Origin of the sequence: Streptococcus gallinaceus, assembly GCF_040545695.1 — a bacterium.
Taxonomy (GTDB): Bacteria; Bacillota; Bacilli; order Lactobacillales; family Streptococcaceae; genus Streptococcus; species Streptococcus gallinaceus.
In genome coordinates, this window is the sequence record NZ_JBEPMK010000002.1 from 371,697 (window position 1) to 384,340 (window position 12,644).

Annotated in this window: 13 protein-coding genes and 1 pseudogene; 5 read left to right on the forward strand and 9 right to left on the reverse strand. The window is 38.8% G+C overall.

Annotated elements, in window-relative coordinates; all coding sequences use genetic code 11:
• Window positions 1–12 precede the first annotated feature (12 nt).
• Both nadE and ABID27_RS04125 read left to right on the forward strand, forming a co-directional pair.
• The gene (nadE, locus tag ABID27_RS04120) at window positions 13–837 is read left to right on the forward strand and encodes an NAD(+) synthase (RefSeq protein ID WP_354280442.1); all 825 of its coding nucleotides are present in this window, start codon (window positions 13–15) and stop codon (window positions 835–837) included.
• A 24-nt stretch (window positions 838–861) separates the two neighbouring features.
• Window positions 862–1,422 (forward strand): GNAT family N-acetyltransferase, encoded by a 561-nt coding sequence (locus tag ABID27_RS04125; RefSeq protein WP_253363394.1) that lies wholly within the window; start codon window positions 862–864, stop codon window positions 1,420–1,422.
• 19 nt (window positions 1,423–1,441) lie between these two features.
• On the opposite strand, the pseudogene ABID27_RS04130 reads toward ABID27_RS04125, so the two are convergent.
• From ABID27_RS04130 to rsmD, 8 genes and pseudogenes are all read right to left on the reverse strand, one after another.
• Window positions 1,442–2,480: pseudogene (locus ABID27_RS04130) on the reverse strand (tryptophan synthase subunit beta).
• A 410-nt stretch (window positions 2,481–2,890) separates the two neighbouring features.
• Window positions 2,891–3,406 (reverse strand): VanZ family protein, encoded by a 516-nt coding sequence (locus ABID27_RS04135; RefSeq protein ID WP_253363392.1) that lies wholly within the window; start codon window positions 3,404–3,406, stop codon window positions 2,891–2,893.
• Window positions 3,406–4,527 carry a dual-specificity RNA methyltransferase RlmN gene (rlmN, locus tag ABID27_RS04140; RefSeq protein WP_253363390.1) on the reverse strand — a complete coding sequence of 374 codons (1,122 nt, stop codon included), beginning with the start codon at window positions 4,525–4,527 and terminating at the stop codon, window positions 3,406–3,408. The genes ABID27_RS04135 and rlmN overlap by 1 nt, the downstream gene beginning before the upstream one ends.
• Window positions 4,528–4,535: 8 nt before the next feature.
• On the reverse strand, window positions 4,536–5,120 hold the full coding sequence (locus tag ABID27_RS04145) for a YutD family protein (RefSeq protein ID WP_354280445.1): 585 nt from the start codon (window positions 5,118–5,120) through the stop codon (window positions 4,536–4,538).
• A 127-nt stretch (window positions 5,121–5,247) separates the two neighbouring features.
• Entirely contained in the window at window positions 5,248–6,297 is a 1,050-nt protein-coding gene (locus ABID27_RS04150) for a SepM family pheromone-processing serine protease (RefSeq protein ID WP_354280447.1), read from the reverse strand.
• Window positions 6,297–6,779, reverse strand: coding sequence for a pantetheine-phosphate adenylyltransferase (gene coaD / locus ABID27_RS04155; RefSeq protein ID WP_354280449.1), 483 nt, complete (start codon window positions 6,777–6,779; stop codon window positions 6,297–6,299). Before coaD ends, ABID27_RS04150 begins: the two co-directional genes overlap by 1 nt.
• A complete protein-coding gene (locus tag ABID27_RS04160; protein WP_354280451.1) occupies window positions 6,776–7,069 on the reverse strand; it encodes a hypothetical protein in 294 nt (97 codons plus the stop codon). Before ABID27_RS04160 ends, coaD begins: the two co-directional genes overlap by 4 nt.
• A gap of 10 nt (window positions 7,070–7,079) precedes the next feature.
• Window positions 7,080–7,619, reverse strand: coding sequence for a 16S rRNA (guanine(966)-N(2))-methyltransferase RsmD (gene rsmD / locus ABID27_RS04165; protein WP_354280453.1), 540 nt, complete (start codon window positions 7,617–7,619; stop codon window positions 7,080–7,082).
• 318 nt (window positions 7,620–7,937) lie between these two features.
• Between rsmD and ABID27_RS04170 the strand changes: the two genes are divergently transcribed.
• Both ABID27_RS04170 and ABID27_RS04175 read left to right on the forward strand, forming a co-directional pair.
• The gene (locus ABID27_RS04170; RefSeq protein WP_253363364.1) at window positions 7,938–8,387 is read left to right on the forward strand and encodes a DUF3290 domain-containing protein; all 450 of its coding nucleotides are present in this window, start codon (window positions 7,938–7,940) and stop codon (window positions 8,385–8,387) included.
• A 3-nt stretch (window positions 8,388–8,390) separates the two neighbouring features.
• On the forward strand, window positions 8,391–9,032 hold the full coding sequence (locus tag ABID27_RS04175) for a DUF421 domain-containing protein (RefSeq protein WP_253363363.1): 642 nt from the start codon (window positions 8,391–8,393) through the stop codon (window positions 9,030–9,032).
• A 403-nt stretch (window positions 9,033–9,435) separates the two neighbouring features.
• On the opposite strand, the gene ABID27_RS04180 is transcribed toward ABID27_RS04175, so the two are convergent.
• Complete coding sequence (locus tag ABID27_RS04180; RefSeq protein WP_354280456.1) at window positions 9,436–10,950, reverse strand: helix-turn-helix domain-containing protein; 1,515 nt, start codon at window positions 10,948–10,950, stop codon at window positions 9,436–9,438.
• Between the two features lie 267 nt (window positions 10,951–11,217).
• On the opposite strand from ABID27_RS04180, the gene ABID27_RS04185 reads away from it, so the two are divergent.
• On the forward strand, window positions 11,218–12,644 hold a 1,427-nt coding region (locus ABID27_RS04185), incomplete at its 3' end, for a DUF1542 domain-containing protein (protein WP_354280458.1).

The window sequence follows — 12,644 nt, forward strand, 5'->3', positions numbered from 1 at the left end:
ATAGGAGAAAACATGACATTACAAGAAATCATTATTCGTGAACTCGGCGTCCTATCTACCATTGATCCACAAGAAGAAATCCATCGTTCGATTGACTTTTTAAAAGAATACTTGAAAAAACATCCTTTCTTAAAAAGTTATGTCTTAGGAATTTCTGGTGGTCAAGATTCCAGTCTCGCTGGTCGTCTGGCACAGATTGCTATTGAAGAAATGCGCGCTGAAACAGGTGACGATGCTTATCAATTTATCGCCATTCGTCTTCCTTATGGCATCCAAGCCGACGAGGACGATGCACAGCGTGCGCTGGCTTTTATCAAACCAGACGTGAGCTTGACGGTAAATATCAAGGAAGCCGTTGATGGTCAAGTTACCGCACTTGAAGCAGCCGGATTGAGCATTTCTGACTTTAACAAGGGCAATATCAAGGCCCGCCAACGCATGATTACCCAATATGCCGTTGCTGGTGAGCATAAAGGAGCCGTCATCGGTACGGACCATGCCGCAGAAAATATCACTGGGTTCTTCACTAAGTTTGGTGACGGTGGTGCAGATGTTCTGCCACTTTTCCGTCTCAATAAACGCCAAGGAAAGGCTCTCTTAGCCGCGCTTGGTGCTGAAAAAGCCATCTATGAAAAGATTCCAACTGCGGACCTCGAAGAAAACAAGCCCGGACTTGCTGATGAGGTCGCTCTCGGCGTGACTTACAATGATATCGATGATTATTTGGAAGGCAAAACCGTAAGTCCTCAAGCGCAGGAAATCATTGAAAATTGGTGGAAAAAAACAGCCCACAAGCGTCACTTGCCCATTACAGTCTTCGATGATTTTTGGAAATAATAAAAAGTAACAGGGAGAAAATCTATGAATTTCACTGGTATACCGATATTAGAAAGCGATCGTCTGTTGCTCCGACCTTACACCTTAGCAGATGCACAACTCATGTTTGACAACTGGGCTTCTCACCCTGAAAATGTCACCTATGTCACTTGGTCTGCCCACGAAAGTGTTGATTTTACAAGGCAACTCTTGAAGGAATGGACATCTAGCTATGACCAACCAGACTTTCTCCACTGGGTTATTGCGTTTAAAGACCAACCTGATTTTGTGATTGGAGATATTAGTGTTATTGATAGCGACCAAGCAACTCAATCCTGTGAACTGGGCTATATTCTCAGTCAAGATTATTGGGGACAAGGCCTAATGACAGAGGCTTTGAAAACTGTCATTGACTTTTTATTCCAAGAAGTCAACTGCAATCGTATCACTGCCATTCATGCAACAGAAAATCCCGCATCTGGCCGTGTTATGAACAAAGCAGGGATGAAATACGAAGGAACCTTCCGTCAAGCTGCTAATCTAAAAGGAAATTTAGTGGACATTTCAGAATATGCTATTTTAAGAGAAGATTTCACAAAAAAATAAAAAGGACACATTGTCCTTTTTATTTTTCTAAATAATCTGCAACCGCAACCACATCCTTGTCACCACGACCAGAAACATTGACGATGATGATTTGCTCTTTATCCATCAAAGGTGCTCGCTTAATGGCTTCTGCAATAGCATGAGAACTCTCGATAGCAGGTAGAATCCCTTCCGTTTTACTGAGAGTTAACAGGGCCTCAACCGCCTCATCATCACGAGCCGACACATACTCTACGCGGCCACTTTCCTTGAAAAAGGCGTGTTCCGGACCAACTCCAGGATAGTCCAGGCCAGCTGAAATAGAGTAAACTGGCGCAATTTCTCCATTCTCCTTGAACAGAGCGATCGTTTTCATCCCATCAACAATTCCGACGGTTCCTTTGGTCATTGTTGCGGCATGCTTGTCCGTGTCCACACCACGCCCCGCAGCTTTTACTCCCACCAAGCCGACTTCAGCATCATTGACATATTGTGAAAAAACTCCAATGGCATTTGAACCGCCCCCGACACACGCAATGACCAAGTCTGGTAAACGTCCTTCTATTTCTAAAATCTGACGTCGTGACTCAATGGAAATAACCTTCTGAAATTCATGAACAATGGATGGATAGGGATGGGGACCAACTGCCGATTCCAAGACAAAAAATGCATCCAAACATGTAAACATCGCATTCCATTCCAAATCGTGTCGCGGCTGCTGCAGTAGCAACTCCGTGTTGACCCGCTCCTGTTTCTGCGATAACACGTTTTTTTCCCATCCGCTTAGCCAACAAAATTTGTCCCAAGACATTATTCAATTTATGCGAGCCTAAGTGATTCAAATCTTCCCGCTTGAGGTAGATTTTTGCACCGCCCAAGTGATTGGTCAAGGACTCTGCAAAATAAAGTGGCGTCTCACGACCAGAATAATCCTTCAAATAATGCTGGTATTCCTCCAAAAATTCTGAATCATTTTTATAGGCTTCAAATGTTGTCTCCAATTCATCCAAAAGTGCCTGAATTGGCTCAGGAACAAAACTACCACCAAATTGACCAAAAAATCCTTTTTCTACTGTCATAACAAATTTTCTCCTTATTGCTGAAACTCTTTTTACAATTTATTTACACTACTTTTCCAACTTTCAGACGCCATCGTTTGTTCATATCATTTCTCCTTTATCGTGGAATTCATCTTCTAACCCCTGTTACCTTCTGCGAACTTGCAAGCCTTAAGAATGTAAGGTTCACAGTTCTCGCTGTGGTCGAACTGCATCAATTCCCTTAAATTCAATGGCGGTGCAATGCTCCTTATTTCATTAAGAGGAATAGAAAAAACCTCGCATACTAAATAGTATGCGAGGGCGAGAATCCGCGGTGCCACCTCACTTATGGGAATTGTCTAGAATGTCCCCATATCTCAAGCTCCCTGAAAACTTTCGTCTAGTACTTTTCTGATTGAGTAACACTATACGGCTTGAATCTTAGTCTGTCAAGTCTTTTTTATGATTTTTTGTATTTGCTGATAAAAAAGATAAGCCAACAGTCCTCCCAATGTATTGGTCCAGAGGTCGTCAATTTCAAAAACACGTCCTGCATCCATAAGACCGTCTAGAAGTAGCTGCGTACACTCAATACCTAAGCTGATGCAAAAACTATAAAGAACAACTGTCTTTGTGCTCTGCCATTTTTTAAAGAGAAAAATAAGGGCTAGCACAAGTGGAAACAGCAAGAAAACATTGCTAATATTTTGCAGAAAAATATAGAAAATCCCCTTAAGACTATGGACCTCATGCCCATTTACAAGGCTGTTAAAGGGCGTTGGCAGAAAATAAAAGCGACCGACTTGCACAATTCCTGGCGTTGAAAATCCTTTTGGATTTGGTAGAAAATGCTGCGGAAGAAAACACATGAAAGAAATAGCCAGAGCATAGGCTCCAGCTAGATATCCTGTGACTTTTCTTCCTAACGGTGTCAATTGACCGTTTGGCTGAAAAAAGATAGACATTAGGGTTGAATCTCCCGAATTCCTGCTTTGGCGTTGGCAGCTGCAATACGAGCTTTTGCACGTTCACGGTCTTTATTGAGAGTTTTTGAACGCAACTGTCCGCAAGCTGCATCGATATCTGTACCGTGTTCTTGACGCACCACGCAGTTAACTCCATTTTTCTTGAGACGATCATAAAACGCAGCCACACGTTCTGGAGTGGAACGACTGTACTGGTCATGCTCAGAAACTGGATTGTAGGGAATCAAGTTAATGTAAGACAACTTCCGAATGCGCTTAGTCAAGTCAGCTAATTCCTGAGCTTGCTCCACACCGTCATTCACTTCATTGAGCATGATGTACTCAAAGGTCACACGGCGATTGGTCACTTGGATGTAATCTTCAATAGCTTCAAAGAGTTCTTCGATTGGAATGCGACGGTTAATACGCATCATGCGTGAACGAATATCGTTATTTGGTGCATGAAGAGAAACTGCCAAATTAACCTGCACACCTTCGCGAGCAAATTCACGGATTTTTGGTGCCAAACCAGAAGTCGATACCGTAATGTGACGGGCACCGATAGCCAGGCCTTTATCATCATTGACAACACGGAGGAAATTCATCACGTTGTCGTAGTTATCTAGCGGCTCGCCAATCCCCATGACAACGATGTGGCTGACACGTTCTCCTTGGCCACGTTCGTCAAAGTATTTTTGAACGAGCATAATTTGCGCAACGATTTCACCGCTGGTCAAGTCACGTTGCTTTGGAATCAAGCCTGAGGCACAGAAACTGCAACCAATATTACACCCAACTTGCGTCGTTACACAGACAGACATCCCATAATGCTGGCGCATCAGAACTGTCTCAATCAGCATGCCATCTGGCAATTCAAAGAGATACTTAACCGTTCCATCTTTGGACTCTTGGACAATCCGTTGCTTCAATGGATTGAATACAAATTGTGCATCTAATTTATCAATCAAGGATTTTGGCAAGTTGCTCATTTCTTCAAATGACTGTACGCGTTTTTGATAGAGCCATTCCCAAATTTGGGTGGCACGGAATTTTTTCTCGTTGTTTTCAAGTGCCCACTCCACTAATTGTTGGCGTGTGAGGGCATAAATAGATGATTTCATGTTGCTCCTTATTTCTGGCGAATGACAAAGCCACGCTTGGCTTCTTGAATTTCACGGTTTGACTTTTTCTTATCTCGTTTTTGACGGCGATCCTGCTCCTGTCTCTTGGCTGGATCTGTTTTTTCGTTGACCGTAAAATGTCGTCCTTGTGATTGATTTTTAGATTTGCCATTAGACTGACCGGAATTTCGATTCGTACGATTGCGGCGACGTTTTAGTTTTTCTTCTGGCTCAGCTGGCATTTCTTGAGGATTTGGATTTACTAAAACAAAATAGGCACAGCCAAAGTTACAAAACTCGGTCAAATAATCCTCGAGACGGCTAATCTTGATATCTGTTTTCATAGCCTTCTCATCCTTATAAAATCCTTTGAGGCGCAGCTGCTCATTACCCCAATCCCCAACGATATAGTCAAATTTCAGCATAAGCTGGGAAAAACGTTGACCAAAAACTGTCTGGTCGAAGGCTTCTCGGTAATCTTCAACCAATTCTAATTCAATATTTTCTGCTACAACCTTATTTCCGACCCGTGCAAAACTGGGACCAGGAAACTTGTTGTAATTGTACTTTTCTGGAGAAATCTCTTTCTTCATTTCATTTCCTTTACTAGAGTCTCTAATTTATTCATTATATCGTATTTTAGGAAAATTTGCAGAGCTTTTGCCGTCCATGATAATTTTCAGACAATTAACCGCAATGACAAGAACAAAAGACGAGTTACTACTCGCCTTTTGTTTTTTCTAGGTAATCAATCGCATTCTGCACTGTTTTGACAGGAACCACCTTGATATCCAACTTGTTTTCTTTGACTGCTTCCAGAGCTTCTTCGTAGTTGGTCTTGGCGTTTGGCTTAACCTTTCGCACTTCTTTTTCAACTGGGTTGTTGGGAACAAAGAAAATGCTTGCTCCAGCTTTTGCCGCTGATAACACTTTTTTGTCCGCTCCGCCAATATCACCAACCGAACCGTCCTGCTCAATGGTCCCTGTCCCCGCAATCGTCCGACCAGCACGCAAATCAGGGTTGGCTAGCTGAGTATAGATAGCCAGGGTAAACATGAGTCCCGCACTTGGTCCACCAATATTGCCAGTTTCAAATTGAATCGGTGTCTTACTCTTGACCTCTGTATGGTCTACAAGTCCAATCCCGATACCATTTTTACCGTTTTCTAACTTGATGATTTTACCATTTGCGCTCAGTTTTTGGTCTTGACTCACGTATTGAACACTGACTTCATCGCCGATTTTTAAGCTGCCAACGTACTGAATCAATTCCTTCGAACTTTTAAAGGTCTTTCCGTTGACACCCGTTACAGTGTCCGCAATGTTCAAGACGGACTTGAAGGTTGAATTATCCGCTACATTTAGGACATATACCCCGAAAAAGTCCATGGACGCTTCCTCACCAGCCAATTTCAGCGCTTGGTACTTGGCCATGTTTTGGGAGGTTTCCATGTAAAACTGACTGATACGGTAGTAATCCTCGCTGTTTGAGCCACCTGTCATTTCTTTTTCAGTGTAGATATCTGAGTTTTTGTCAAAATAGGCCATAAGCAATTGAACTGCCGTCGCTTTTTTCACCTGCACATAGACAAAATTATAGGAGCCCTTAGCGCTATCTTCCTTATCCTTCACCGTCAAAACTGAGCGAATATCCGATGCCCCGCCGGGACTTTCAACGTAATAAGGAAGCGGGAAAATGAAGGCTACCCATAGGAGCACAGTCGCTATACCAATTGATGTAAACAGTAATACTTTATTTCGTTTTTTCATTATTTTTCCTTTTCTAATGCGGCCACCACTGCCTGCGGTACGTAGTCATCAATCGCAGCGCCAAAATGAAGCAACTCCCGAATCCCCGATGAAGAAATTTCCCGATGTGCCAGCTTGGACGTAAGATAGATGGTATCTAGCTTTTGAGATAAGGCTTGGTTGTAAAACTCCATGGACATCTCATAGGCAAGGTCTGCTCCATTGCGCAAGCCCCGCACTAAATGGGTAGCACCCAGTTCTTCTGCAACGCTTACCGCTAGCTGGTCTGACGAAGTGATCACCGTCACATTTTTCAAATGCGCAAGGCTAGCTTCTACCATCTGTAGTCGTTCCTCCACGGGAAAGAAGCCCTGCTTCGCTTTATTGTAAAAAATACCAACGTAAAGCTGGTCAAAAAGCTGACTCGCTCGTTCAATCAAATCCACATGTCCCTTGGTAATTGGGTCAAAGGAGCCTGTAAATAGCCCGATTTTTTTCATCATTTGTCCTCATCTTGGCAAAAATACAAGTAGCAAAAAAGTAAAGTTGGCAGTAACCCTAATAAGGTATAACGGTCAAGTCCATTGTAGAGCCAGCTAATCACATTGGCCGATGCGGACACAAAGATACAAAATAGATAAAATGGATTTCGACTCTTGGACAGCGCCCCTACTCCCTCTTGATTTTTCAAGTGATAGCCCTTTATCCAGTCTTCCAATTTTTTCAATCGCAACAAAAGATGAATCAAGACCCCGACGATAATGACTAAAAGTCCCCAAAAGAGTGGATGCATCCTGCACCTCCTACCTCACATAAACCGTTACCTTACTAATGCCGTATGTTTTCTGCTTCCAAATGCCCAGCTCTGCGATTTCCTCCGGCAAGTCTACAGACTTATCCGTCTCACAGACCACCATGACGTCCTGGGACAAGAGCTGGCGCTGGCAAAGTTCCTCGATATTTGCCACAATTTCTTCTTTAGCATAAGGAGGATCTAAAAAAACCAAATCAAACTGTCCGTCTAATTGCCCCAAAGCATGATTCGCTTCCGTCTTCAACAACTGAAACAGACTCTCTTCCTTGGTCATACGGATATTTTCTTGAACAATGGCTTGCGCTTTCCGATCCCGTTCGACCAGAACAGCGGAGTCCATTCCGCGCGAAACAGCCTCAATAGACAAACCACCACTACCTGCGAACAGGTCCAGAACCCGTCCCCCATCAAAATAAGGACCAATCATATTGAACATGGCTCCCCTTACCTTATCAGAGGTCGGTCGTGTAGTCTTACCTTCTAAAGTCTTCAGGGGACGCCCGCCATATTTTCCAGCAACAATTCTCATACCTAGTATTATAGCAAAAAGCCATCTAAAATAAAACACACTAAGGTTAGTAGCATATAGTGACGATGCCTTGTTGATTCGTAAAACTTTTGGATACCTGTCTATCTTATATAAGATAAACATATAGATGCCCATTTCAAAATAATATTAGCAACGTATATGAAGGATTCGAACTTACATATTGAAAAAACACAAATATCTGTCAAATGGCGGTTATGATTATGGAATTCCGAACTCTTCAGAGAATGAAGAGGAGAAATTGAAATTCATCTTAATTTGAGTTATTATTATAACAAATCAAAAATTTGAGGAAATAGTATGAATTTTTATAATTTGGAATATATCACACAAAATCAATCATTTAATCTAATCTTTCGATCTGTAACTTTGATTCTGTTACTTGTGATTGTCATGCTTACAAGCCTTCATTATATGCGTAATAGACTGAAAACGCGTTTGCGAGATATCAGTATCGGAATTGTGGTTCTGATATTAATCCTTTTAGGTATACAAGTTGAAGACTATTGGCAGAATAATCATGATTTTTCACAATCTCAGATCTTGGTAAAATTTATCGAAAGTGTTGCTACCGATAATGATATTTTGCCAGAAGATGTTTTAGTTAATTCTACAATATTAAAGGATGGTATTATTGTACGTTACAATACGAAAGATTATACTGTTCATCTTAATGACGATAATAATTCTTATATACTTGAACGCACACATGTGATTGATCATCATGTCTATATTAACGGAGGAAAATAATTGATGAATATGTATCTCTTAGTAAGTATTAAATTTCTTTTGGGAATTCTTGTCATGATTCTACAAATTCATATTTTAGGGAAGTATGAATTCTCTGTAAACACTCCACTTAATCAGATTCAAAATTATGTTCTTGGTGGTATTATTGGTGGTATCATTTATAATAATTCTATTTCAATTTTAACTTTTCTCATCATTTTATTGATTTGGTCTTTGGTAGTGGTTATTATAAAATTATTAATTAATAATAAAATAATCAGAGCTATTATCGTTGGAAATCCTGTGATGTTAATAAAAAATGGTAAGGTTAATGTTGAAAATTGTGCTCAAGTTGGCTTATCAGCAGACCAACTGATGCTTCATTTAAGAATGGAGGGGGTTAGCACTACCAAGGATGTTAAAAGTGCTATTATGGAACCAAATGGAAAGTTAACAATTTTAGATAAGAATTCTGAAAGTCCCAAATTTCCACTTATTAGTAACGGATACATCAATTATGATGTCCTTGAACTGATTAATCAAAAAGAAGAATGGTTATTCAACACCCTTAATAAACAAGGTTTCAAATCCGCAAGAGAGATTTTTTTAGCAGAATATCAGAACAAGCAACTATATATAACACCCTATTCTAAAAGGTCAACTTAGTGAATTTTAAAAATCATAACCATCCAATCCATAAAGTGACGTCTAAAAACGTTTAATTTATGCTTATATTACTTGACTATTGCCCGTAACTACGGGCTTTTATTATGGCTTCAAGCCAGTTTTTCATGAAGTGAAAAACAATAAAATCACCAGTTATACTGGTGGCTGACAAGGCTTCTAACCTCTATCAACTATCAATAAACTAAAAATCAATACTGTTTCGCTATACTTTATCATTATGACACCTTATCAAAAATTCATATGGTATATGAGAAGATGCAGATTTTAAAACTTTAAGTATTCAAAAATACAGTAGACTTGATAAATCTACTGTATTACCAAAAACTAGTTCAAAAAACTATTGTTATCCTTGACAATTGGTAGAAAAATTATACTTTCATTGCTATATCTCTAATCGCCTGCTAATAAACTGGAGGTAAGCCTGCTGGCGTTGCATTTCAATCGCTTCACAAATATGCTTCAAACGATGTTCCTTTGTGTAAACTGCTAAATCGAAGATAATGTTATTATTTGTAGCACACACCTTTTTTAAGAGAGGAATGTATTTTTGATCAGCAATAATCACAGCACTCTCCATATCTTTTAACAATTTGACATTGTCATTGTTGAAATTAAAGGGAATAATCCTTGTAGACTTTTCAGGTAAGTGTTGATGTAGCCAACTTTCAAACATGAGTAAATTAGCATCGTTGTTAGAACATAGCACTACTGATATACGGGCAAGTTGAGTTTTCAGTAATTGTCTAATTTGAACAGTTAGTAAATTAAGATGTTTAGGACTAATCTCCCCATCATAGCCCAATTCCGTCATCCATTTACTGAGAAGTTCTCTGTTTTTTCTATAAAGTGGTGAACAATTATCGTTTAGATATTTATCAATTAAGCGATCCTCAGGGAGAAACTGTTGAAGATTATATAGGAATTTTCTAAATAATTCAATCATACTAGTAATGAAAAAATTTGAAAATACTATAGAAGAATCTAAAAACTGATTAAATAATGGTAATAGTTTTGCTATATCGGTTTCATGAATAACAATTTGGGCTAACGTATTATCATGCTCTGGCGTCCACTTATCCCCAGCAAATGGATTGTTACGAGTACAATACACTAAAAACAGATAATCATAATCAACTTGGTCGAATTTTAATTGCAGATGAGGCTCAAAAACTTGTTCTGAATAGGTCCGAATCAGTTGATAAATAAATATTTTTTTCAATGCATCAAACTGACGAGAAGCAGGTAAAAATGGTCTAAAGACATGGCGTTTCCACGTTAAAATGATTAAAAACTCAAAAAAAAGAAGTTCTTCTTCCATCAATACCAATAACTCTGGTGTGATATGATCATTTGATACAGTAATAAACTCTTTGACTAGCATACGGTCTTCTTCAGTTATTTTGTAACAGGTAATTCCAAAATGACATTGCAATAAGGCAAGTAAATAACGAATTTTAAATTCCTCACCTACAATATAATTATTTTTAATAGTAAGTTGGACAGTCTCAAGGTAATGATGACAACGCTTTTTCAAACGGTATGCTGTTGGAACAGAGATATAATGCGTCTTGATAAATTCTGTATAGGGAAGATGTTGCTGATTTGTCAATAAAAAACGCAAGCATTGTAAAAAAAGAGAGTTCTCATAGATACGTTGCAAACATTGTGTCTTAGTTGCATTCGACAATAAACAACAGTGAATCCGTTTAGAATCAATATGAATCTGAAGCAAATCTCCAAGCTCTGGCTGAAGTTCGGCAATGAGTTCTCGAATTGTTTTTTTACTGAATCCAGTAATCTGAACAAGTTCAGAAAAGTCACTATGTGTAAATTCCAATAGAGTATTAATTAAAAAAATTTTATTCAGAATAGCAGGCTCAATATAGTTAGCTAGCATAGATATTCTCCATCAAATATTAATGCGCTAGGTAGTGAAAACTACCAAACCATACTAGTAAATCACACTTTCATCTAAAAATCAATAACTTGCTGATAAATTAGAGACTGAATAGTCGGAATATTCACACTGTTTCCATTTTCATACTATTTTTCAAAAAGAAATATGAGAATAATAAAATGTTATTTTATATTGTATTTTAAAATAAATTAGTATTAAATAGATAGTGCCTATCTTATAGGAATAATTACAAATAAGGAGTATGATATGAATCATAGCAAAAAGAAACAAGTCATTTTAGCAGCTACCCTAGCTTCGACTATTTTATTAGGAGGAGTTTACGGACAAACAACAGTAGCTGCAACTACTGATCCCCAAGTTTCCGCAACGATACAAAATATTGAGGAACTAAAGCAACAAAAAGCTGAATCGCTTACAATCGTCAGAGCACATGGAAAAAATAGTCAAGACGACGTAAACTCACAAAACTCTAAAAATTCGATAACCGAAAAAGTCAAAATTTTTATTGAAAAGCTTGAATCTACACAGTCAGTGGAAGAGGTAAAACAACTAAAAAAAGAAACAATTGATGCTATTAATACCATTGTGCAAACTGAAAAAGAGCAAACTAGCTTGAACCTTGAGCCCGAACATGAATTAACTGAAAAAGAGCAAGCTAGCTTGAATCTTGAGCCCAAACATGAGTTAACTGAAGAAAAGCAAACTACCTTGAATCTTGAGCCCAAATATGAATTAGATGATGCATATCAAAAAACAATGGAACGTATTGAGGAGATAGATAGTTTAACAAGCGCGCCAGATAAATTTAATGTGAATAATCTATTAAAGGATACCAGCGTAGCAGATTTATTGTCAGGAATATATAAATCTATGCCATATAGAGTTTATGTAAAAGAACAATACGATAAAAAAAATATTGAGAAATTACTTTCTTCATATTATAGTCTAAGAGATTATCTAGTTGCTGCTAAAATTAATAAAAAATTCAATGACTTTATTGAATTAACTCAACAAAGCCAAAGCAACCAAATTTCTAACATCATTGAACAAGTAGTCAAGGTTATTAAAGAAAATCCTTTCGGAACCACTAACCATGGACCTCAAGCAGTTGAAGAAGTAAGCAAAGTAATAGAAGAAAAATCTCAACAAGTTCAACAATTAATCAAAGAGGAACAAGCGCGTAAAGAAGAGCAAGCACGTAAGGACGAGCAAGCACGTAAGGACGAGCAAGCACGTAAAGAGGAATCTACTCTCGCAACTCAACAACGTCAAGCAAAAGAACAAATCAAAACTGCGGTAAAACAAAAACGAGCTGAAATTGATGCTGCTCTCCCAGAACCGCAAAAATACTCTTACAAGAAATTTGCCACTAGAGAAGCAACATATGCTGTCGAAGCTATTGATAAAGCAACAACTAAAGAAGAGGTTGAGGCTGCCTTGCAAGCTGGGTTGAAGCGAATTGCTGCTACTTTCCAAGCAAAAGAAGATGCTCCTCGCAAAGACGAACAAGAGCGTAGAGAGGAATCTACTCTCGAAACTCAACAACGTCAAGCAAAAGAACAAATCAAAACTGCGGTGAAACAAAAACGAGCTGAAATTGATGCTGCTCTCCCAGAACCGCAAAAATACTCTTACAAAAAATTTGCCACTAGAGAAGCAACATATGCTGTCGA

Excerpts from the sequence above, each read along its gene's own strand:
- nadE (WP_354280442.1), top strand. The coding sequence starts at position 13 with ATGACATTACAAGAAATCATTATTCGTGAACTCGGCGTCCTATCTACC.
- ABID27_RS04125 (WP_253363394.1), top strand. The coding sequence starts at position 862 with ATGAATTTCACTGGTATACCGATATTAGAAAGCGATCGTCTGTTGCTC.
- ABID27_RS04135 (WP_253363392.1), bottom strand. The coding sequence starts at position 3,406 with ATGTCTATCTTTTTTCAGCCAAACGGTCAATTGACACCGTTAGGAAGA.
- rlmN (WP_253363390.1), bottom strand. The coding sequence starts at position 4,527 with ATGAAATCATCTATTTATGCCCTCACACGCCAACAATTAGTGGAGTGG.
- ABID27_RS04145 (WP_354280445.1), bottom strand. The coding sequence starts at position 5,120 with ATGAAGAAAGAGATTTCTCCAGAAAAGTACAATTACAACAAGTTTCCT.
- ABID27_RS04150 (WP_354280447.1), bottom strand. The coding sequence starts at position 6,297 with ATGAAAAAACGAAATAAAGTATTACTGTTTACATCAATTGGTATAGCG.
- coaD (WP_354280449.1), bottom strand. The coding sequence starts at position 6,779 with ATGATGAAAAAAATCGGGCTATTTACAGGCTCCTTTGACCCAATTACC.
- ABID27_RS04160 (WP_354280451.1), bottom strand. The coding sequence starts at position 7,069 with ATGCATCCACTCTTTTGGGGACTTTTAGTCATTATCGTCGGGGTCTTG.
- rsmD (WP_354280453.1), bottom strand. The coding sequence starts at position 7,619 with ATGAGAATTGTTGCTGGAAAATATGGCGGGCGTCCCCTGAAGACTTTA.
- ABID27_RS04170 (WP_253363364.1), top strand. The coding sequence starts at position 7,938 with ATGAATTTTTATAATTTGGAATATATCACACAAAATCAATCATTTAAT.
- ABID27_RS04175 (WP_253363363.1), top strand. The coding sequence starts at position 8,391 with ATGAATATGTATCTCTTAGTAAGTATTAAATTTCTTTTGGGAATTCTT.
- ABID27_RS04180 (WP_354280456.1), bottom strand. The coding sequence starts at position 10,950 with ATGCTAGCTAACTATATTGAGCCTGCTATTCTGAATAAAATTTTTTTA.